18 protein-coding genes are annotated in these 21,430 nt (G+C 73.2%); 3 read left to right on the top strand and 15 right to left on the bottom strand.

What is annotated here, in order from left to right; translation table 11 throughout:
• Window positions 1-29: 29 nt before the first annotated feature.
• Window positions 30-782: a hypothetical protein gene (locus AB0O36_RS03520; RefSeq protein ID WP_365103464.1), complete on the bottom strand. Its 753-nt coding sequence runs from the start codon at window positions 780-782 to the stop codon at window positions 30-32.
• Window positions 779-2,167, bottom strand: a complete 1,389-nt coding sequence (locus AB0O36_RS03515; RefSeq protein WP_365103461.1) for a right-handed parallel beta-helix repeat-containing protein — start codon at window positions 2,165-2,167, stop codon at window positions 779-781. Before AB0O36_RS03515 ends, AB0O36_RS03520 begins: the two co-directional genes overlap by 4 nt.
• A gap of 23 nt (window positions 2,168-2,190) precedes the next feature.
• Here AB0O36_RS03515 and AB0O36_RS03510 point away from each other — a divergent pair, with 23 nt between their 5' ends.
• Both AB0O36_RS03510 and AB0O36_RS03505 read left to right on the top strand, forming a co-directional pair.
• On the top strand, window positions 2,191-3,432 hold the full coding sequence (locus AB0O36_RS03510; protein ID WP_365103458.1) for a Dyp-type peroxidase: 1,242 nt from the start codon (window positions 2,191-2,193) through the stop codon (window positions 3,430-3,432).
• 138 nt (window positions 3,433-3,570) lie between these two features.
• Window positions 3,571-5,760, top strand: coding sequence for an SdrD B-like domain-containing protein (locus tag AB0O36_RS03505; protein WP_365103455.1), 2,190 nt, complete (start codon window positions 3,571-3,573; stop codon window positions 5,758-5,760).
• A gap of 121 nt (window positions 5,761-5,881) precedes the next feature.
• On the opposite strand, the gene AB0O36_RS03500 is transcribed toward AB0O36_RS03505, so the two are convergent.
• The 3 genes from AB0O36_RS03500 to AB0O36_RS03490 form a co-directional block, all read right to left on the bottom strand.
• On the bottom strand, window positions 5,882-6,337 hold the full coding sequence (locus tag AB0O36_RS03500; RefSeq protein ID WP_365103452.1) for a helix-turn-helix transcriptional regulator: 456 nt from the start codon (window positions 6,335-6,337) through the stop codon (window positions 5,882-5,884).
• Between the two features lie 1,698 nt (window positions 6,338-8,035).
• Window positions 8,036-8,329 carry an AzlD domain-containing protein gene (locus tag AB0O36_RS03495; protein ID WP_365103956.1) on the bottom strand — a complete coding sequence of 98 codons (294 nt, stop codon included), beginning with the start codon at window positions 8,327-8,329 and terminating at the stop codon, window positions 8,036-8,038.
• Between the two features lie 35 nt (window positions 8,330-8,364).
• The gene (locus tag AB0O36_RS03490) at window positions 8,365-9,258 is read right to left on the bottom strand and encodes an AzlC family ABC transporter permease (protein ID WP_365103449.1); all 894 of its coding nucleotides are present in this window, start codon (window positions 9,256-9,258) and stop codon (window positions 8,365-8,367) included.
• 67 nt (window positions 9,259-9,325) lie between these two features.
• Here AB0O36_RS03490 and AB0O36_RS03485 point away from each other — a divergent pair, with 67 nt between their 5' ends.
• Window positions 9,326-9,895 carry an XRE family transcriptional regulator gene (locus tag AB0O36_RS03485; protein ID WP_365103447.1) on the top strand — a complete coding sequence of 190 codons (570 nt, stop codon included), beginning with the start codon at window positions 9,326-9,328 and terminating at the stop codon, window positions 9,893-9,895.
• Between the two features lie 53 nt (window positions 9,896-9,948).
• On the opposite strand, the gene fabG is transcribed toward AB0O36_RS03485, so the two are convergent.
• The 10 genes from fabG to AB0O36_RS03435 form a co-directional block, all read right to left on the bottom strand.
• Window positions 9,949-10,668 carry a 3-oxoacyl-[acyl-carrier-protein] reductase gene (gene fabG, locus AB0O36_RS03480; RefSeq protein ID WP_365103444.1) on the bottom strand — a complete coding sequence of 240 codons (720 nt, stop codon included), beginning with the start codon at window positions 10,666-10,668 and terminating at the stop codon, window positions 9,949-9,951.
• A 197-nt stretch (window positions 10,669-10,865) separates the two neighbouring features.
• Window positions 10,866-11,948, bottom strand: a complete 1,083-nt coding sequence (locus AB0O36_RS03475) for a branched-chain amino acid aminotransferase (RefSeq protein ID WP_365103441.1) — start codon at window positions 11,946-11,948, stop codon at window positions 10,866-10,868.
• Window positions 11,949-12,081: 133 nt separating this feature from the next.
• Window positions 12,082-13,677, bottom strand: coding sequence for an acyl-CoA carboxylase subunit beta (locus AB0O36_RS03470; protein ID WP_365103438.1), 1,596 nt, complete (start codon window positions 13,675-13,677; stop codon window positions 12,082-12,084).
• Window positions 13,678-14,433: a 4'-phosphopantetheinyl transferase superfamily protein gene (locus tag AB0O36_RS03465; RefSeq protein WP_365103436.1), complete on the bottom strand. Its 756-nt coding sequence runs from the start codon at window positions 14,431-14,433 to the stop codon at window positions 13,678-13,680. It lies immediately after the preceding gene.
• Window positions 14,427-15,437, bottom strand: coding sequence for a fumarylacetoacetate hydrolase family protein (locus tag AB0O36_RS03460; RefSeq protein ID WP_365103433.1), 1,011 nt, complete (start codon window positions 15,435-15,437; stop codon window positions 14,427-14,429). The genes AB0O36_RS03465 and AB0O36_RS03460 overlap by 7 nt, the downstream gene beginning before the upstream one ends.
• A 1-nt stretch (window position 15,438) precedes the next feature.
• Window positions 15,439-15,861 (bottom strand): thioesterase family protein, encoded by a 423-nt coding sequence (locus AB0O36_RS03455; protein WP_365103430.1) that lies wholly within the window; start codon window positions 15,859-15,861, stop codon window positions 15,439-15,441.
• Window positions 15,861-17,762 carry an acyl-CoA dehydrogenase gene (locus AB0O36_RS03450; RefSeq protein WP_365103427.1) on the bottom strand — a complete coding sequence of 634 codons (1,902 nt, stop codon included), beginning with the start codon at window positions 17,760-17,762 and terminating at the stop codon, window positions 15,861-15,863. Before AB0O36_RS03450 ends, AB0O36_RS03455 begins: the two co-directional genes overlap by 1 nt.
• 158 nt (window positions 17,763-17,920) lie before the next feature.
• Entirely contained in the window at window positions 17,921-19,144 is a 1,224-nt protein-coding gene (locus AB0O36_RS03445) for a beta-ketoacyl-[acyl-carrier-protein] synthase family protein (protein ID WP_365103424.1), read from the bottom strand.
• The gene (locus AB0O36_RS03440) at window positions 19,144-19,383 is read right to left on the bottom strand and encodes a phosphopantetheine-binding protein (RefSeq protein WP_365103421.1); all 240 of its coding nucleotides are present in this window, start codon (window positions 19,381-19,383) and stop codon (window positions 19,144-19,146) included. Before AB0O36_RS03440 ends, AB0O36_RS03445 begins: the two co-directional genes overlap by 1 nt.
• 1,007 nt (window positions 19,384-20,390) lie before the next feature.
• Window positions 20,391-21,410, bottom strand: coding sequence for a beta-ketoacyl-ACP synthase III (locus AB0O36_RS03435; RefSeq protein ID WP_365103418.1), 1,020 nt, complete (start codon window positions 21,408-21,410; stop codon window positions 20,391-20,393).
• Window positions 21,411-21,430: the final 20 nt, after the last annotated feature.

Here is a 21,430-nt window from a genome sequence, read left to right as displayed (position 1 = left end):
TGTCGCTCGTGTCGCGCCTCGTCGTGCGATCAAGGCGCTGCGGCGGCGGCCGCCTCGGCGAGTTCGGCGACGGGAGCGGGCACGGGGATCGCCCTGGCCGGGGCCAGTTCGGCGGTCATCCACGACGTCTCGCCGGCGGCGCGCGCGCTGAAGCGGAGCAGGTTGCCTTCGCCGTCGATCCAGTAGCGGGTGTTTCCGGGCTTGTTCGGGTCTGACGACGCGCCGGGGCTGCCCGGTCCGGCGAAGACGGTGACGGGCGTGGTGCCGATGTGGTCGTCCTTGATCCAGCGGGCGCTGCTTCGGGCGAGGAGCTGGGCGTTGTCGGGGCGGTCGCTGCCGAGGCCCATCAGGAGGAGCAGGGCCGCGTCCAGCGGGGAGGCGTGCGGGGTGATGCGGTGGGGTTGCCATCCCCCTGCCGGCGGCTGCTCGGGCAGGCCGCCGGACCACCGGGGGAGGGCGACGACGGTGTGCTGGTTCCACTGGATGAGTTCGCGGGCGGTCAGGTTGCCCCCGCTGCCGACTTCCGCGTATCCGAGGCGGCGTCGCCAGTCCACGCGCCCGGTCAGCGTCACGGTGGTGCCGCGGTAGGGGATGGTCATGGTGACGTCGCCCGTGCCGCGCCGGTAGGTGGTGAAGCGGGCGAGTGCGGCGCGGTCGGCTTCGGCGGCGGTGAGGGGGCGCGCCAGGGCGGCGCGGTCGTCCGCGCTGGTGCCGGTCGTACAGCCGCCGAGGGCGAGCATGCACAGCAGGGCCGCCGGGAGGGCGGTGCGCAAGGGTGTCATCGGCGGTCCCGGCTGTGTGCGTTGAGGAGGGTGGGCTCCGGCAGGCGGACGGACGCCGGGTCGACGGGGGTCGGGGTCGGGCTGGTCGCGGCGGCGGGGGCGGTGGCCGCCCGGGGGAGCTGGGGCTGGTCCGGCGGGAGCGGAACGTCGAGGAAGGGCAGGCCGACCGGGGCTTCGGGAAGGTCCAGTCGCGTGCCGGGGCCCGGTACGGGAGCCGGGGTGACGGCCGCACAGGCCATGGAGGAGAGGAGACCGGCGGGAAGGGTCGGGCCGAGCGGGCCGGTGAAGCAGTTCCGGATCCCGGGGGCGTGCGGCGAGGCGAGGTAGGCGGCGTCGAGGGCGTTGTCGTCGAAGGCGTTGCCGGTCACGCGGTTACCGACGGGCGGAAGGTCCTCGGCCGAGGAGAGGATCAGCCCGGCCCGCGGGTGCCCCGTGATCCGGTTGTGCAGGACCGCGTTGTCCCGGCCCCCGGCGATGCCGATCCCGATGCCGTAGCCGCCGTCGGCCTGTTCGGGGGTGTCGGCGGCGGTGTTACCGGCGACGAGGTTTCCGGCGATGGTGGCCCCGGTCTGCGGGGTGAGCGCTTCGAGGTAGTCCGAGCCCACGGTCATGCCGACCCGGTTGCCGGTGAAGCGGTTGCCCACGATCCACAGGGGGCCGCTGGCGTTGGTGTTCTCGTAGCCGACGGCGTTGCGTTCGGCGGTGTTCCCCCGGACCAGGATCCCGCAGGGTTTGCACTGGCCGACGTAGATGCCGGAATCGGCGCTGCCGGAGGCGTAGCTGTGCTCGATCGTGCCGCGGCGGGCGTTGAACGCGTAGATCCCGTACAGCCCGTTGTCGGCGGCCGTGACGTAGCGGACGCGGAAGCCGTCCAGGGGCGGGTTCGCGGCCGGGTCGAGACGGTGGTAGCCGTCGCTGCCGCGCCCGATGCCCTCGCCCTCGTTCTTCAGGCCCGTGACGAGAACGCCGTTCTGCAGATGGCTGCGGACGGTGAGGTTCTCCACGCTCACGCCGGGGGCGGTGACCACGACGCCGTTGCCGCGCCTGCCCTCGCCGTCGATGACCACGCGGTTGCGGTCCACCCCCCGCAGAGTGACGTGCGCGGTCCGGACGCGGACCGTCTCGCGGTAGGTGCCGGGGGAGAGAAGCACCATGTCGTGCGGTGCGCTCCGCTCCAGAGCCGCGGCAATGGTGGGGGCGTCCGCCGGTACCCGGATGACGCCCGGCGCGCGGGGCGCGCTGTCGGAGCCCTGGCCGCTTCGGGCCGCGCACCCGGGCGCCGCGGCAACGGCCAGGAGGGTGAGGAGGATTGTGAGGCGGGGAATGCGCACGAAGGGGGCCTCGATCGGGGGGTGCCGGCTCAGCGCCGGGGCGGATACGAGCACATGTGTGTACGTAGAGTACTTGCGTGAACGCATTCAGTGACAATCGTCTCGTGGTGACCCGACGGGCCCTCCTCGCCGCCGTTCCCGCCGCCGCCGTGTCCACCGGCTGCCGGCCGGACGCGGGTTCCGGCGTGCGGGGCCGGCCGGTCGAAGGGGCCGAAGCGGCCGAAGCGGCCGAAGGCGCCGAAGCGGCCGACGGAGTCGAGGGGCTCGCGTCGACGGCTGAGGCGGCCCATCAGGAGGGGGTCGACCGCCCGGAACAGCCGCAGACGCACGTCGTCGTGTCCGTCTACGACCTCGCCGACCCCGACGGCGCGGGCCGCGCGGGCACCGGCCGGATGCTGAAGGCGCTCGGAGAGACCGTTCTGAAGGTGACGGAGGCCGGGAGCGGGCGCGGGAGCGCCGACGGGCTCACCGTGACGGTCGGGCTCGGCCCCGGTCCCCTCGCCGCGCTGGACCGTCGCCTGCCCGGTGCCGCGGAACTCCCGGCCTTCGCCCGGGAGGAGCGGACCTCGCGGACCTGGGGCGGTGACCTGTTGGTCCAGGTCTGCGCCAACGGCGCGGCGGCGGCCGCCGGTGCCGACGCGGATCTGGCCGGACTGCTGGAAGGCCGGGGCGCCGCCGCGCGCCGCTGGTCGCAGACGGGCTTCCGGCCTCCGGGCACCGGGCCGGTCCGCAATCTGCTCGGCTTCCAGGACGGCATCGAAATCCCCCGCGGCCGCGCCGAGTTGGAGCGGGACGTATGGCTGTCCGGACCCGACCCGGTAGCCGGCGGCACCATCGCCGTCGTACGCCGGCTGCGCATCGACGTACCGGAATTCCTCGCCCAGCCGGTGCACAGGCAGGAGGAGGCGATCGGTCGCCGGAAGGCCGACGGGGCGCCACTGGGCGGCGGGGCGCCGCTGGGCCGACTGGACCTGTCGGCGAAGACTCCGCAGGGGCGTTACCTCGTCCCCGCCATGGCGCACGCGAGGCGGGCCAATCCGAACGCCACGGGCAGCGGGAAGATGCTGCGCCGCGGCTACGCGTACGACAACGGCCCCGGCGACCGCGGACTGCTGTTCATCGGCTTCCAGCGGGAACTGCGCACCTTCACCGCCACCCAGCGGCGTCTGGACGAAGGCGATGACCTGATGGCCTTCGTCACCGCGACCGCCTCCGCCGGCTTCCTCGTGCTCCCCGGCTTCGACGCGGACCGGCCCCTCGGGGCGACGCTGTTCCCTGTGGAGGTCGGGCCCCGCGGCGGCGCCCGTTCCCGAGGGTGAAGGATCACTCAAAAGTGCGAAACATCCCTTCCGGGATTCCATTGAAGATCATCGAGTCGAGATCATCATCACGCAGTGTATCCAATGTCACCGATAGTGATGAGGAGTGCAAGCTTGCGTGCTCTGAGGAGGGCCGCGGTGGCGCTAGCCGCCGGATTGGCCCTGACCACGGGAATCCTCCAACAACCGGCCCTGGGCGCCGATCCGGACGACGGCACCATCCGCGTCAAGGTCGTCCGCGACTCCAACACCAACGGACGCAATGAAGCCGGCTCCGAGCGGGGTGTGGGCGGCATCATCGTCGAGCTGGAGGACATGGACGGTGTGAAGGTCACCGCCGTCACCGGCCCGGACGGGGTCGCCGTCTTCCCGCCCAACACCACCCTCTACGGCGGTAAGTACTACGTCCGTATGAACCTGCCGCCGAACTCCTTCCTCAAGCCGTCGTTCGGCGCCTCGGGCGGCCTCGCCTCCGAGGGCACCATCATCGACGTCAGCAACGGCGAGGACGCCGAGCTGACCATGGGCGTGCGCAACCCGGCGGACTGGTGCGAGAGCAACCCCCGCCTCGCCACCCCCTGCCAGGTCGCCGCCAACAAGTCCGGCGGCGTCCGTACCACCGTCACCTTCGACTTCAACGAGCGCGGCAACAGCACCTCGGGCAACACCACCACCCTCGCCACGCGCAATGACACCGGAAACACCTACGGCCTCGCCTACCACACCTCCCAGCGCCGCATCTTCACCGGCGCCCACGCCAAGCGGCACACCGTCTACGGCCCCGGCGGCCAGGGCGCCATCTACGTGACCCCCCGCGCCGGCGGCGCCACCACCCTCTTCACCACCGTCCCGAACGCGGGCACCACGGCCCACCAGGACCCGATCCGCTTCGACGGCCCCTTCGTGAACGTCGTCGGCAAGGAGTCCCTCGGCGACATCGACATCTCCGAGGACAACCGCCAGCTCTACGCCGTCAACCTCAACGACCGCCGGCTCTACACCTACAACGCCAACAACCCCACCGCCGCGGCCCCGATCACCTCGGTCGCCATCCCCGACCCGGGCTGCCGCGCCGCCTCCGACTGGCGCCCCTTCGGCCTGGGCGTACGCGACCGCGTCGTCTACGTCGGCGGCGTGTGCTCCGGTGAGTCCACCCAGAACGTCAACGACATGGAAGCCGTCGTGTGGACGTACAACCCGGTGAACGCCACCTTCGCGCAGACACCCGTGCTGCGGCAGAACCTCAATTTCCCGCGTGGTGCGGTCAACGTCAACTTCCCGCAGTTCAACCGCTGGTTCCCGTGGACCGTCGGCGCGGCCACCTTCCCGCAACAGCTCATTGCCCACCCCGAGCCGCTGTTGTCCGACATCGTCGTCGAGAGCAACGGCGACCTGGTCCTCGGCTTCCGTGACCGGTTCGCCGACATGACCGGCTACGAGATGCCCAACCCCAATCCCGCCTACGGCAGCGGCTCCACCAACTCGGGAGGCGACCTCAACCGGGCCTGCCTCAAGGCCGACGGAACCTTCGAGTGGGAGGGGGTGGGAGCCTGCCCGAACAACGCCCCCACCCGTCCCAACGGCGGCCAGCCCGCCAATGTGGTCGAGTTCTATCCGGGTGACAACTGGCCCAACACCCACCTGGAGACCGCCCAGGGCGCCATCGCACTCTCGCTGCGCGAGAACCGCATCGCCAGCACCGCCATGGACCCCACCAACCAGATCTTCACCGGTGGCAGCGCCTACTTCGACCGCAACACCGGAAGCCGCGGCACCAACACCTTCGAGCACGGCTTCTCCATCCAGAAGCTCAACGATCCGCTCGACGGCGGCTTCGGCAAGGCCAACGGCCTCGGCGACCTGGAAGTGCTCTGCGACGAGCCGGCCGTCCAGATCGGCAGCCGCGTCTGGTACGACCGCAACCGCGGCGGCGCTCAGAGCGTCGACGACGACGAACCCGGTATCCCCGGCGTCACCGTCCAGCTCCTCTCCGAGGACGGCAACCTGCTCGCCACCGTCACCACCGGAGCGGACGGCTCGTACTACTTCGGTCCCGAGCACGGCGTCCGCCCCAACACCACCTACAAGGTGCGCTTCGACAAGTCCACGGCCAACCTCAGCGTGATCAGGCCCCGCCCGCCGGCCAACCCCGCCACCCAGCTGATCTGGTCGCCCCAGAAGGTGCAGGGAGCCGGCCAGGACGTGGACTCCGACCCGGCACCCGACGGCCCGCCCTACGCGCAGACCGCCACCGCGGAGGTGACCACCGGCGCACCCGGCACCGTCGACCACAGCATCGACGCAGGCCTCTACGTCAACCGCCTCTGACCCCCTGACCCCTGACCCCTGACAGGCCATCGGCCATCGCCTTCCGGGAACCAGCCGTCCAGCGGCTCCCGGAAGGCACCGCCCGTGTGCAGGGCTGCCCGGCGGCGAGTCCGGGTGCCGCTCAGACCGGGTGCCTGTCGGACGGGCTGCTCGTCAGGTGGGACACCGGCAGGGTGGGCTGCCGGGTCGGCTGCCGGGTCGGCTGTCGGTCGGGGGAGCCGCCGAAGAGGGTGGCCCGGGAGGGCTTGCGCGCCGCGACGGGCTCGTCGGCGCCCCCGCTGAGCGTGCCCCAGGCGAATCCGACGATGCCGGCCTGGAGTCGGGACTCCACGTCCAGCTTGGCGAGGATCTGCGCGACGTGGGCCTTGGCGGTGCGTTCGGTGATCGCGAGCCGGACCGCGATGGTCCGGTTCGACGCTCCCTTCGCCAGCAGTTGGAAGACGTCGAATTCGCGTTCCGACAGCAGTGGCACCCGGGCCAGGACCGTGTCCCACGCGCGTTCGTGGGCTGCTGCGCCGCTGTCGGTGACGAGGTAGGAGCCCCAGGCGTGCGGGCTCCGGGTCTCTGCGGTGTTCATGGTGTGGACGGACTCCTGAGTTCGTGACCGGGGGTGGGCCGCCGGGGTGCCGGCGGTTGGGGGCGGGCCGTGCGGGGCCCGGGCGTGGTCGTGGGACGTTCCTTCAGTTGTTGTGCACCGGCCCGTGGCCGGGCAGCACGGACGCCCGGCTCGCGACCGGCCGGCACTCCGCGGGCATGTGGGGGAGCCGGGTGAGCGGGGTCGGGTGACCACCCCTCCGTACGCGTGTGCGTTCCGGCCGTCGAGGGCGCGCCGGCCGGAGGCGTGGAGGTGTGGGGGGCGTGGCGGGGCGTGGGTCGACGGTCGGAGCGTGGCGCCGTACGGCAGGGAGCCGGTCGGGCCGGGTCGGGCCCGAGTGCGGGGGCGGCCGGTGCGGGGGACGTACCGGGCTGACCGCACCGCACCGTCGGTGCGTCCGTCTTCCGGGGGAAGTGGGGGTGGAGCGGGACGGCATGCGGAGTCCGTGGACGTTCCGTGGAGCTCACGGCGGGGACGGGCACCGGCACGGGTCCGTGCACGGGTTCCCCGGGGTGGCGACGTCCTTGTCGCGGATCCGCGGGAGCCCGGCCCTGCCGGACGGTGGACGTCCCTCCCGGAGGCGCGCCGCAAGCGGGCACTCCCCGGCGGCGGCCGTTCGTGCCCCGGCTCGGGTCGGTCCCCGTGGGCCGGTCACCCTCGGGTGCGTACCGCCCGTCCGGCCGCCCGGGGGCGGGTTCCGGTGGGCCGGGGTGGCCGCTGCCGTGCGTTCCGTACGGGGGTGCACCGGGCTGGGCGCGGGGGTGGGTTCTGGGAGGCGGCGCGGGCGGCGGCCGGTTCTCGCCGGCCGAGGGCGCCCGGGGCCGATGCGCCGCAGGGGGCCAAGAGGCGGCCGGTGTGGGGCCGGCGCCTCCCGTCCCTCACCGGACGGCCTGGAAAGCGCGTTTCCAGGGGTGCGGCCGACCGGAAGTCGAGGGGTAATGCAGCAGTCCGAAACCGGATATCGCGGACGACTGCCGCGCGTATCCCGTCCCCCCGGGAGCGGTCGATCCCCCGCATTGTTTCAGCCATCCTCATGTCGATTATCGGCCATGCGTTTTCCGGCCGCGCGGAGATGTAATTCAAGACATCGCGGAGGTCGCCGTACGCGAATGGGGTCGAGGTGGCGGAGCGCCGCCGGAACGCTCGGGCCCGGAGGGGCCGGGATCCGTGCGGCGAGCTCGCCGCACCCGGGTGTCCGCCGTCGCGTGGACAGAACGTCCGCACCGGCAGAGGCGTTTCCCCCGGCCCTGCCGCGAGGCGCTCGTGCTGAAGGTCCGTCAGGTCACAGGGTTCACGACCCTCGCCCATGACAACTCCCTCGGGTGTCTTGAAGGATTGGGTGGCCCGGACGCAAGTGGTCGACGCGTTCACGGCGGGGAAAGGGGTTACTCCCTGGTCACCACGTATGTCACGCTACTCGACGTATTCCCGTGCAGGCAATGAGTGATCCAATATCTGAGACGGTATCCGGCTGAAATTCGTCTGCCATCGGTCCGGATATCTCACCTTGTCTCGTTGCGAAATCAACCAGAAATAATCCAGCCCGGTCCGCGGGCCCGGGGCGGCCCTTTCGGCGGGTCCTCCGGCTGCTCGGCGAAGGACGGAACGCCGATGCGCCCGCCGACGGTGTCGGCGGGCGCATCGGTGTGGTTCGTGGTGCTTCGTGGCGGTTCGCGGGATCTACGGGACTCCGGCGAGGCGCAGCAGCGCCGCCGTGCCTGCGGCGGCGAGCACCACCACGAGGAACGGTGCCTTGCGCCAGGCGAGCACGCCGCCGACCACCACTCCTGCGGGCCGTGCCGCACCGGCGAAGTCGGCGCCCTCGGTGAGCGCCGAAGTGGCGGCGAGGGCGGCCAGCAGGACGACTGCGGAGACCTCCAGCAGCTTCTCCGCCCGTTGCGGGAAGGTGATTCTGGCGCGCAGCGCCGGGCCGGAGAGGCGCAGCAGGAAGGTGCCGCCCGCCAGGGCCAGCATCGCGGCCAGGGCCGGCACCACGGGCACGGTGTCGCTCAACGGACCGCTCCTTCGGACGACTCTGAGGGCTCTGACCGCTCTGGCCGATCTGACTGTTCTGGCCGATCTGACCGTTCCGGCTGCTCTGAGGGCTCCGCCGCCCCGGACAGCCCGGACGGCTCGTCGGCGCCGTCCGCGCCGGCAGGACCGTCGGCGCCGGCAGGCCCGTCCGCAGAGGCAGGCCCGTCCGCCCCTCCCTCGGCTGCGGCCGCCCCTTCCTGCCGCGCCGAGAAGAGGACGTACAGCGGCAGTGCGGCGAGTGCGAGCAGGACCGGCAGGCCGGCGGGCAGGAACGCGACCGTCGCCAGGGCCAGGGCGCATCCCGTCAACGCGGTCCTGCGCAGGGCCCGTTCCTTGAGGGCGGGCAGGATCAGCGCGACGATCACCGCGGGGAACATGGCGTCCAGCCCCAGGGTCCCGGTGTCCTCGACCACGCTCCCGAGCAGGGCCCCGAGGGCGGCGCCGGCCGGCCAGGCGCCCAGGATGCCGAGGCCGCAGGCCCAGTACACGGCGCGCTTGCGCGGGAGGCCGTCCTGGGCGATGGCGAAGAGGACCGTCTCGTCGTTCATCAGGTGGGTGCCGAGCAGGCGTTGCCAGCCGCGTCCCAGCACGTCGGGGACCGCCAGGCCGAACGGCAGGTGGCGGGCGTTGACCAGGAGGCCGGCCAGGAGGGCGGCGATCGGGCTGCCGCCGGCCGCGATGATGCCGACGAACAGGAACTCCGACCCGGCGGCGAGGACGAGCGCGCCCATCAGGACGGGGAACCACCACGGGAAGCCGCCGGTGACCGAGACGGCGCCGTACGAGACGCCGATGACGCCGACGGCCAGGCAGACGAGGGCGATGTCCCGTAAGGGACCCCGGTCCAGTGTTCTCCATATCGAACGCATGGCGTTTATGATGAACACCTCAGTCCGTGTTCGTCAAGCCGAACAATCGACCACTGGAGCGAACGCCGTGTCCGATGCCGATCCCGCCCTGAAGCCCCCGCTCGAAGTGATCGCCGCCTCCCTGCGGGCGGAGCGCCTCCGGGCGGGGCTCTCCCTCACCGAGGTGGCCCGCCGGGCCGGTCTCGCCAAGTCCACGCTCTCGCAGCTGGAGTCGGGCGCGGGAAACCCCAGTCTGGAGACGCTGTGGGCGCTGTGCGTGGCCCTGGAGATCCCGTTCTCCCGGCTGCTCGCCGCGTCCCGGCCGCAGGTCCAGGTGATCCGGGCGGGCGAGGGCCCGGCGGTGGACTCCGCGCAGAGCAGCTACCGGGCGACCCTGCTCGCCGCCTCGCCGCCGGGCGCCCGGCGCGACGTGTACAGCATCGCGGCCGAGCCCGGCCCCCAGCGCTCCTCCGCCGCGCACCTGCCCGGAGTGGTGGAGCACGTGGTCATCAGCTCCGGCCGGGCCCTGGTGGGCACCGCCGACGAGCCGGTGGAGCTGCACCCGGGTGACTACATCTGCTATCCGGCCGACGTGCCGCACGTCTTCCAGGCGCTGGAACCCGGCACCCGGGCGGTGCTCGTCTCCGAACACAACTGAGCGCCGGACCGGACCCGCGGGGGTCCGGTCCGGCGCGCGGCGCCGCCGGCTGCTCAGTGGCCCATGCCCAGCCCGCCGTCGACCGGCAGGACGGCGCCGGTGACATACGCGGCCCCGTCGGAGGCCAGGAAGCGCACGGCGGCGGCCACCTCGTCCGCCTGGGCGGCCCGGGCGAGCGGCACGCGGTCGAGCATCGCGGTCCGCTGGCCCTCGCTCAGCGCCCGGGTCATGTCCGTCTCGACGAACCCCGGCGCGACCACGTTGCAGGTGACGCCGCGCGAGCCGAGCTCGCGCGCCACCGAGCGGGCGAAACCGACCAGACCGGCCTTGGACGCCGCGTAGTTGGCCTGGCCCGCCGAACCGAGCAGGCCCACGACCGAGGAGACCAGCACGATCCGGCCCCGGCGGGCCATCATCATCTCGCGCGACGCCCGGCGCACCACCCGGAAGACACCGGTCAGGTTGGTGTCGAGGACGTCGGTGAAGTCCTCCTCGGTCATCCGTATCAACAGCTGGTCACGCGTGATGCCGGCGTTCGCCACCAGCACCTCCACCGGCCCGTGGGCCTCCTCGACCTCCCCGAACGCCCGCTCCACCGCGCCGGCGTCCGTGACGTCGCAGGTGACCGCGAGGCAGCCCAGCTCCTTCAGCTCCGCGGGCGGCTCGCCCGTACGGTACGTCACCGCGACCCGGTCGCCCGCCTCGGCGAACGCACGCGCCACGGCGAGGCCGATGCCCCGGTTCCCTCCGGTGACCAGGACCGAACGGCTCATCTCTTCCACGCACCCTTTCCCGGACCGGGCCGCGCGCCACACGGACGGGCGGCCCGGTCCTGCGTACCTCTTGTCGTTCCGGTTTCGTTCCGGTTGTCGTTCCGGGGCCGCGGCCGCGGCCGCGACTCCGGGTCAGGCGTTCGGCTCGGGCGTTTGCCTCGGGCGTTCGCCTCGGACGATCGCCTCGGGTGATCGGTTCAGACGATCTTGTGGACCCAGCCGAACGGGTCCGGGCGCTGCCCCGTCTGGATCCCGGTCAGCTCGCTGCGCAGGTGCGCGGTCACCGGGCCGGGCTCCCCGCCGCCGACCGTCCAGTCGCCCGCCGTGCTCCGCACGAAGCCGACGGGGGTGATCATCGAGGAGGTGCCGCAGGAGAACACCTCGGTCAGTGCCCCGGACTCCGCGTCGGCCCGCCACTGCTCCACGCTGATGCGGCCCTCCTCGGCCTCGTAGCCGAGCTCCGCCGCCAGGGCCAGCACCGAGTCCCGGGTGACGCCCTCGAGCAGGGTCCCCGACAGCCCGGGGGTGACCAGCCGCGACCCGTAGACGAAGAACAGGTTGCTGGTGCCCATCTCGTCGACCCAGCGGCGCTCGGCCGAATCCAGCCACACCACCTGGTCGCAGCCCTGCTCGCGGGCCTGCGCCTGGGCGACGAGCGTGCCGGCGTAGTTGCCGCCGCACTTGGCCTCGCCGGTGCCGCCGGGCGCCGCCCGGGTGTAGTCCTGGGACAGCCAGACGGTCAGCGGCTTCGCGCCCGCCGTGAAGTACGAGGCCGCGGGCGAGGCGATCACCATGAACCGGTAGGCGGCGGACGGGCCGTAGAAGCCGATGGTGTGCTGCGTCGCGATCATGAAGGGGCGCAGGTAGAGGCTGTGGCCCTGCTGCTCGGGGACCCAGTTCCGGTCGGCGGACACCAGCAGCTCCAGCGCCTCCACGAAGGTCTCCTCCGGCAGGGCCGGCATCGCCATCCGGGCACAGGAGCGGTTGAACCGCGCGGCGTTGGCGTAGGGGCGGAAGGTCGCCACGGTCCCGTCCGGACGGCGGTACGCCTTCATGCCCTCGAAGACCTCCTGCCCGTAGTGGAAGACCTGGGCGGAGGGGTCGAGGACCAGCGGGCCGTAGGGGTGCAGGCGGGCGTCGTGCCAGCCGCGTTCCCGGTGCCAGTCGATGCTGATCATGTGGTCGGAGAACACCTCGCCGAAGGCGGGCGCCTCCATCCGCGCGACCCGCTCGGCGGCGGGCAGCGGGTCGGCCGGCTCGATGGTGAAGGTGATGGTCATGGCTCGCTCCGAGGCGTCGCAGGGGTACCGGTTCGGTGGTCGGTCGGGTCGGGTCGGCGTCCCCGCCGGTGGTGCCGGGACGGCCGGGACGCGGCGGCACCGGCCGCGGGTCGCGCGGTCCGGTGCGGCCTTGTCACAGAGGGGTGTTGGCGTGTTTGCGGTGGGGTTGGTCCGCGTGCTTCGTCCGCAGCATCCGGAAGGCCCGGATCAGCACCGAACGGGTCTCGGCGGGGTCGATCACGTCGTCGACCAGCCCGCGCTCGGCCGCGTAGTAGGGGTGCATCAGCTCCGAGCGGTAGTCCTTGACCATCCGGTCCCGGGTCGCCTCGGGGTCGTCGGCGGCGGCGATCTCCCGGCGGAAGATCACGTTGGCCGCACCCTCGGCGCCCATCACCGCGATCTCGTTCGTCGGCCAGGCGTAGGCCAGGTCGGCGCCGATCGAGCGCGAGTCCATGACGATGTACGCACCGCCGTACGCCTTGCGCAGCACGAGGGAGATGCGCGGGACGGTGGCCTCGCAGTAGGCGTACAGGAGCTTCGCGCCGTGCCGGATGACCCCGCCGTGCTCCTGGTCCACGCCGGGCAGGAAGCCGGGGACGTCGACCAGGGACAGCAGCGGGATGTTGAAGGCGTCGCACATCCGCACGAAGCGGGCGGCCTTCTCGCTGGCCCGGATGTCCAGCACGCCCGCCAGGGCGACCGGCTGGTTGGCGACGATGCCCACGACCTGGCCGCCGAGCCGGGCCAGTCCGCACAGGATGTTGGGGGCCCAGCCCTCGTGGACTTCCATGAAGTCGCCGTGGTCGACGATCTCCTCGATGACCTTCCGCATGTCGTACGGCAGCTTGCCCTCGGCCGGGACCAGGCCCAGGAGCGAGTCGCAGTAGCGGTCCTCCGGATCGGTGGCCACGGGGGCCGGCGCGTCCTGCTGGTTGTTCGACGGCAGCAGGGACAGCAGGTACCGGACCTCCCCGAGGCACGTCCACTCGTCCTCGTAGGCGAAGTGGCAGACCCCGGACAGCTCCGCGTGCACGTCGGCGCCGCCGAGCGCCTCCTGGCTGACGTCCTCGCCGGTCACCGCCCGGACCACGTCCGGGCCGGTGATGAACATCTGCGAGGTGCCGCGCACCATGAACACGAAGTCGGTGAGCGCGGGCGAGTAGGCGGAGCCGCCCGCGCAGGGCCCGAGGATCACCGAGATCTGCGGGATGACCCCGGAGGCGCGGACGTTGCGGCGGAAGATGCCGCCGTAGCCGGCCAGGGCGGAGACGCCCTCCTGGATGCGGGCGCCGGCCCCGTCGTTGAGCGAGACCAGCGGGGCGCCGGCCGCCATGGCCATGTCCATGATCTTGTGGATCTTCTCCGCGTGCGCCTCGCCGAGCGCCCCGCCGAAGATCCGGAAGTCGTGGGCGTAGACGAACACGGTGCGGCCCTCGACGGTGCCCCAGCCGGTGATCACACCGTCGGTGTGCGGGCGGCGCGCCTCGATGCCGAAGCCCACGGCCCGGTGTCGGCGCAGCTGCTCCACCTCGTTGAACGACCCGGGGTCCAGCAGCAGTTCGATGCGCTCGCGGGCGGTCAGCTTGCCCTTCTTGTGCTGGGCCTCGGTCGCCCGCTCGCTCGGGCCCCGGAGGGCCTCCTCCCGGGTGGCGTGCAGTTCGGCCACCCGCCCCCGGGCATCGGTGCGCGGCTCCGCTGCGCGGCCGGGGGATTCCTGCTGGACGGTCATCTACTCTCGCTCTCCTTCCGGGGAGTCCGGTACGGCCGCTGCGGCGGCGGGGATGGTCTCGGCGTAGGGGGCCGGCACGGCGACGGCGGTGAGGAGCACCTCGCCCGCGACCCGCCAGCGGCCGGTGAGCCGGGCCGGCAGCGGGGACCCGCCGGGGGCCGGCCCGCCGGGGGCCCTCCCGCCGGCCGGTACGGCGTCGGGCACGTCGGCGCGGAAGGTCCCCGCCGCCGGGTCGAAGCGGACCTCGGCCCCCAGGAAGCCCAGGAACCGGCCGGTGGCCGGGAACCACGCCTTGTAGACGCTCTCCTTGGCGCTGAACAGCAGCCGGTCCCAGCACACGTCGGGCCGGCGGGCGAGGAGCTCCGCCACGTGGGCGCGCTCCCCGGGGCCGGCGACGAACTCCAGTACGTCGGCGGCCAGCGGCAGGTGCGGCTCGGCGTCGATGCCGAGCGCGGCGATCTCTCCGCGGCGGGCCACGGCGGCGGCCGTGTAGCCGCGGCAGTGCGTGATGCTGCCGACCACCGCGCGGGGCCATCGCGGCCCGCCGCGCTCCCCGGCCGGTATCGACGCGGTGGGCGTGCCGAGCCGTTCCAGGGCGCGGTGCGCGCAGTACCGCCCGGTGGCGAACTCACCGCGCCGTGCGGGCGCGGTGCTGCGCAGGGAGGCGGCCTCCGCCGGGTGGGGCACGAACTCCGGGTGGGTCCCGGAGGACTCCCAGGCGGCGACCGGCGCGGGCAGCAGACCGGCGATCACCACCGTGCCTCCACGGCTTCCCCGGTCCGGGGCGCCGGCGCCGCCGCGCCGGCACCGGGCACCCGGGCGTCCGGCGCGGCGAGCGGTACGACGCCCGGTCCTGCGGCCGGTACGACGTCCGGTACCGCTGCCGGTACGACGTCCGGTACGACGGCGGGACGGCAGCGCTGGCGGTGTGCTCCCAGCCCCTCCACCTCCGCCTCGACGAGGTCCCCGGCGCGCAGGTAGGGCTGGTCGGGCCGGCCGAGGGCGACGCCACCGGGGGAGCCGGTCAGGATGACGTCACCCGGGTGGAGCACCATGAAGCGGCTCAGGTACCACACGAGGTGGGCCACGTCGAAGACCATGTCCGCGGTGTTCCCGTCCTGCATCAGCCTGCCGTTGACCCGGCAGGTCAGCCGGAGCGACTGCGGGTCCCCCGCCTCGTCGGGCGTCACCAGCTGCGGTCCGAGCGGCCCGAACGACTCGAAGGACTTGCCCTTCACCCACTGCCCGCCGCGCTCCAGCAGCCAGCTGCGCTCGGAGAGGTCGTTGGCGGTGGCGAAACCGGCGATGTGCGCGGCCGCTGCGGACCGGTCCGGGAGGTAGCGGGCGACCCGTCCGATGACCACCGCGAGTTCGACCTCCCAGTCGGTCCTCTCGCCGCCCGGGGGCAGCAGGAGGTCGTCGTGGGGGCCGGCCACGGCGGAGGGCGCCTTGCTCGCGACGATCGGCTCGTCGGGCAGGTCCATGCCCGCCTCGGCGGCGTGCGCACGGTAGTTGAGCCCGATGGACAGCACGTGCCCTCCGGGGCGGACGGGCGGCCCGACCCGCTCGGCGGCCGGGTCGGCCTCCGGCAGCGTTCCGCCCTCCCGCTCCAGCCGTGCGGCCAGGACGCGCAGCGCGTCCGGGTCCAGGTGGGCGCCCGTCCAGTCCGGCACCCACGAGGACAGGTCCCGGACGATCCCGCCGGGGCCGACGGCGCAGGGCCGCTCCCGCCCCGGCGGTCCGATCCGCAGCAGCCGCATGTCAGCGGGCCGCCGGGCTCTGCTCGAGGTACTTCTCGAAGAAGCGGATCTCCTTGTCGGTCAGCCGCCGGGGCCGGCCGGCCCGGTAGTCGAACGGCGCCATGACCGTGGAGGCGGTGGCGTAGACGGTGTCCCCGTCCCGGACCACGTAGTCGATGGCCACGGTCGCCGACTGGAGGTCGGAGACCCACATCTCGATGTCCACCGGCGCGTGCCGGTGGACCAGCTGCTTGCGGTAGCGGATGGAGTGCTCCACCACCACCGAGCCGTCCCGGAAGAAGGCGTCACCGTCGGTCGGCGCCATCCGGAAGACGAAGTCGACCCGGGCCTCCTCCAGGTAGCGCAGGTAGGAGACGTTGTTGACGATGCCGTAGACGTCCATGTCCGACCAGCGGATCGGGCAGGGGTAGGTGTGCCGTGCCATCAGGCCCGCTCTCCTTCCCCGGCGCCGGAGTCGGCGTCGGCGTTGACGTTGGCGTTGACGTTGGCGTCGGCCTCCGCGGGGGCGGCCGACGGGCCGTGGGCACCGGTCCGCGCCTGGAAGGCGGACACGTAGTCGTCGGCCGCGATCGGCGCCCGGAGCAGCTCCGGGGTGAGGCCGAAGCCGTCGACGATGGTCTGCACGTGAGGCAGCAGGTCCGCGCACAGCGCGTCCGTCTGCGCGGCGAGCTCCTCGACCTGCCCGGCGGTGAGCACGCCGTTCGCCAGGTACCAGCCCGCATCGCGGCCGACCTCGGTCAGCCCGTACAGCGCGGTCAGCAGGCCCAGGGCGGTGCGGGACTCCTCCGTGCGGGCGGTCTCGGCCGCTTCGGCCATGCACTCCAGCGCGGTGCGCACGCCGCGCGCCCGGGCCATCTCCAGACCGGTGTTGATGGTGGCGTTCCACGCCTCGAAGTAGGTCCGGTCGACGGAGTCGTCGGACATGGCCGTGCGGGCCCGGCGCAGCAGTTCCTGCTCCCGGTGGCGGACCGCGGAGACCAGGAACCCGGCGTCGCGCAGGTCGCGGCCGTGCGGGTCGGTCACGGCGGCCGGCTCGGGGTCGGCCTCGCCGGCGGCGATGATCTGCCCGGCCGTGGTGGCGAGCAGCACCTGGTTGTCGCCCTCGGCGGTGACCAGGCCCTGGAGCAGGGAGCCGTAGTCCGCGATCCGGTTGACGCTGAAGATGCCCTGGGCGCCGCAGCGTTCCCGGCAGACGGCGATGACGTCGGTCATCTCCCAGGTGGACAGCGCCTTGGTGATCGACACCAGGTGGTTGAGTTCCGCCGGCACGGCGTTCGGCGGGACCGAGGTGAACTCCCGCTTGGCGTGGTTGAGCAGCAGCGTCATCGCGTACGTGCGGGCCAGCGCGGTGAACAGCGCCAGCTGGTGGCTGCGGTACTCGATGATCGGCAGGTCGTTGCGGCCGGGGGCGTTGGTGAGCCGCTGCACGGCGTAGCGCAGGGCGACGTAGACGGCGGCGCGGCCGGCGCCGGTGGCCGCACTGGAGACGCACAGCCGGCCCGGCAGGATGCGGTTCATGGCCCGCAGGAAGCGCTTGCGCTGGTTCCCGGACGCGGGGCGGAACACGCCGTCCTCGCCGAAGCCGCCCATGTCGCCGTGGAGCAGGTTGCGGCGGGGGACGCGTACGTGGTCGAACCAGGTGAGGCCGTTGTCCAGGCCCTGGACCGGCTTCTCCGGGCACGGGGCGGCGTGGACGCCCTCGCACAGTGCCGTGCCGTCGCTGATGCGGACCAGGAACGGGAACACGCCGTGGTCCTTGCCGTCCGCCTTCAGGCGCGCCATCACCACGGCCAGCTTGGGGATGTCCCGGAAGCCGCTGTAGGACATGTACTTCTGGGCGAGCGCGTCCGGGGTGTTGAGGACGAACGTCTCGGTCGCGGGGTCGTAGACGGCCTCGGTGCGCAGCGCGGCCACGTTGTTGCCGTAGCCGAGTTCGGTGGCCATGTACGGGCTGAAGGAGTCCAGCCGGTCCAGCTCGTCGACCAGGTCCTTGGTGTCCTCGCGGTCGCCGTGCTCCAGCACGGTGCCGAACGCGAGGTTGTAGTGGACCATCAGCAGCGAGAACGTGGAGACGTCCACCAGCGAGGGCCATTCGGCCAGGGCGAAGAGCCGCCACGGGTCCGCCAGGATCTGCCGCGGGGTCTCCAGGGCGCCGTGCACGGCACGGGACCGCTCGTAGGCCAGCTTGCCGGCCTCGGTCATGTCCAGGCCCTCGCGCGGGTCGAACACGGGGTCCAGGAGGAGGTCGTGCAGGTCCTTGTGGCTCTGCTCGTACCTGCCGTCGAAGAGCAGCCGGGTGAGGTCGGCGGAGGCCGACGAGGTCATCGGGGGTCCTTTCGGGTTCGGGGGGTGGGGTCGGCCCGGGCGGGCGGCGCGGCGGGACGCCGGACGGCGGGTACGTCCGGCCGGCGTCCCGCCGCGCCGCGGGGGCAGCCGGTGCTTGCCCGGTGCTGCCCGGGGCCGTCAGCCGCGGTCAGCGGCCGTCAGGCGGAGGCGATCAGCAGGGCGGCGTTCTGGCCGCCGAAGCCGAAGGAGTTGCTCAGGGCCACCTCCACCGGGCGCCGGCGCGCGGCGCCGTGGACCACGTCCACCTCCACCCTCGGGTCGATCTCGGTGGTGCCCGCCGACGGCGGGACGACACCGTGGTGCACGGTGAGCGCCGCGAACGCGGCCTCGATGGATCCGGCGGCGCCCAGCGGGTGTCCGGTGACCCCCTTGGTCGAACTGACCTGGGCGTCCGTCCCGGCCACCCGGCGGATGACGCCCGCCTCGATCACGTCGTTGAGCGGGGTGGACGTGCCGTGGGCGTTGACGTAGCCGATGTCCCTGCCGGTCAGGCCGGCGTCGGCGAGGGCCGCACGGACCGCCAGTTCGGCCCCCTTGCCCTCGGGATGCGGGGACGTCACGTGGTGGGCGTCCGCGGAGGCGCCGTAGCCGATGACCTTCGCCACCGGCTGTACGCCGCGGGCCCGCGCATGCTCCTCCGACTCCAGCACGACCACGCCGGCGCCCTCACCGAGGACGAAGCCGTCCCGGCCGGTGTCGAAGGGACGCGACGCGGACTGCGGGTCGTCCAGGCGGCGGGACAGGGCCCGCATCCGGGCGAAGGAGGAGAGGTACAGCGGGGTGATGGGCGCCTCGGCCCCGCCGGCCACCACGATGTCGGCGAGACCGGAGCGGAGCAGCTCGCGGCCGAGCCCGATCGCGCTGGCTCCCGCGGCACAGGCCGTGCACGGGGCCATGCAGGGGCCGTTGGCGCCGATGTCGATGGCGACCTGCCCGGCGGCCATGTTCAGCAGGCCCATGGGGAGGGTCATCGGGGAGACCTCGGAGGGGCCCTCCTCGATCAGCACCCGGTGCTGTTCCTCCAGCGTCGCGGTGCCGCCGGCCCCGGAGCCGAGGATGACGGCCACACGCGAGCTGTCGGCCCATTCGCCGGCGGTGAGGCCGGCGTGGGCCAGGGCCTCGCGGGCGGCGACGAGGGCGAACTGGGAGTAGCGGTCCCACTGCCACGCGGCGCGCAGGCCCTGTCCCGCCGGGTCGAAACCGGGCACCCGGCACGCCATCGTCACCGGCAGGCCGGCGAGGTCGTCGTGGTGCGCGGCCGTCGGCAGGCCGTCGACCACCCGGTCCCAGCTCTCCTTCACGCCGACACCGGCGGGCGTGACGAGCCCGATGCCGGTGATGGCGGCAGCGAAACCGGTCATCAGACCGCGGCGCCCTTCTTCTCGACGAGGGCGACGATGTCCGCGACGACGGAGACCTCGGAGAGCTCCTCGTCGGTGATGGCGACGCCCAGGCGCTTCTTCAGGGCGGTGGCCAGCTCGATCTGGGAGAGCGAGTCGAGGCCGAGGTCGTCGAAGGTCGCGTCGGCGACGACCGTCTCGGGGTCGAGGTCGAAGCGGGCGACGAAGACCTCGACGACGGAGTCGTGGACGGAGCTCATGGTTTCCTCCTGGATTGGACGGGGTGCCGGTGCGGCGGTCGGGCCGCCGACGGGCGGACCGGCCGGGGGAACCGGCCGGAAGTCTGTGGTGCCGGCAGATCGGTCGACCGATCCGCCGAGGGGGTGGTGCGTGGCGCGCGGTGCGCGGTGCGCGCGGTGCGCGCGGTGCGCGGATGGTGCTCATGGACACGGGTGGGGCGGGGAGGGGACCGCGGCCGTTCCGACCGCCGTTCCGTCCCGCTGTTCCGACGGACGTTGCGTCCTGCCGTTCGATGGACGTTCCGTCCCGCCGGTCCGACGGACGTTGCGTCCCGCCGTTCCGACAGTCGGGTCGGCCGTCAGGCCACGAGCCGGGCGGCGGGTCCGCGGGCCCGGGTCATTGGCCCGGCCGTGGAGGCCGTCGCCCTTGGCCGGCCTGTCGGCCGCGCCCGGGAGACCGGGCTCGGGAGCCCGGCCGACCGTAGAGCGGCTTTCGGGCCGACCGCACCGAGCCGTCGGCTGGTCGGCGAAGCCGGACCACCGCTCGGACGTCGGGCCCGTACGTCGGGACCGAAGGCTGGCCCGTACGTCCGGCTGCGCGCCGTTCCCCGACCTACCGCGGACCGAGCCGTCGGCCGGACATCGAAGCCGGCCGCGGCCCGGGCGCCGGGTCCGCAGGAGCGGGATCGGTCCGGGCCAACCTTCGGACCACGCTCCGATTCCCGCCCGAGCGCGGACCGCACCACGGTCCTGGGACAGGTAGGGACGTGTGCCGGACGGCAGGCCGTCCGAGCCCCCGCCTGCCCGCGGACGGTGCAGTGCGCCGGAGCGCCGGCCCGTGGACCGGAACTCCATCCGAGCCACGTCCCCGGACGGAGCCCGGGACGGATGCCTGACCGACAGCTGTCCGGGTCGCCCCCGCCTGCCGGCGGGCCAGGCCTCACTCGGGACGCCGGACCGGGCAGAGGGCCCGACGGTGAGCCGGGCCGGCGCTCGGTGTGCGGGTCGCTGCGAGGTCCGGACGAGGGTCAGTCGACCGAGGAGGCGCGGACTTCGGGCCAGACGAGGACCGTCGAGCCCCACGACAGGCCGGCGCCGAAGGCGGAGAGCAGCACCCGCTGGCCCGCCTTGAGGTCGCCGCGGGCCGCGTAGTCGTTGAGCAGCAGCGGCACGGACGCCGACAGGGTGTTCCCGACCCGGTCGATGTTCACCGCGACCCGCTCCTCGGGCAGCTCCAGTTCCTCGGCCACCGCCGACACGATGCGGATGTTGGCCTGGTGGCCGACGAACCAGTCGACGTCGTCCACGCTCCAGTCGGCCCGCTTGAGGACCGCCTGCGCCGACTGCGTCATCCGCTCGACGGCCTGGGTGTAGAGGGCCCGGCCCTCCATCCGCAGGTACCAGTCCTCCGTGGGGACGGAGGAGTGGCCGAGACCGCCGTCGGCGGACCGCTGGCGCGAGCCGCCGGCCGGGATCGCCAGCAGGTCGGCGAGCGCACCGTCGCTGCCGAGGTCGAACGGGCCCAGCGCACCGGGCTCGTCGGGGGTCCCGCGGCGCAGCACCACCGCCCCGGCGCCGTCGCCGAAGATGGGCGCGGTGGCCCGGTCGGCCTGGTTCACCAGCGTGGTGAACGCCTCGGACCCGATGAACAGCACCGTGTCGGCGGTGCCGGACTCGATCAGTCCGGCCGCGGTGGCGAGCCCGTAGAGGAACCCGCTGCACGCCGACGTCAGGTCGAACGCGGCGATCGTGCCCAGCCCCAGCCGGGAGGCGACCTCCGGTGCGACCGCGGGGCAGAGCCGCTCGGGCGAGGTGGTCGCCACCACGAGTGCGTCGACACCGCTCAGCCCGGCCGATTCCAGGGCCCGGGCGCCGGCCCGCACCGCGAGCTCGCCCGTCGACAAGCCCTCGGAGACGACCCGCCGTTCCCGGATGCCGGTCCGGGTACGTATCCACTCGTCGGTCGTGTCCAGCGTCCGCGAGAGGTCGTCGTTGGTGACCGCCCTGGGCGGGAGGTACCCCCCGATCCCGGTGACCACTGCCGCCATTGACCCACCCCTTCGCTTCT

Source organism: Streptomyces sp. NPDC089799 (assembly GCF_040684755.1).
Classification (GTDB): Bacteria; Actinomycetota; Actinomycetes; order Streptomycetales; family Streptomycetaceae; genus Streptomyces.
Note: the sequence above shows the minus strand (reverse complement) of the source record. Positions and strands in the feature narration are given on the sequence as shown.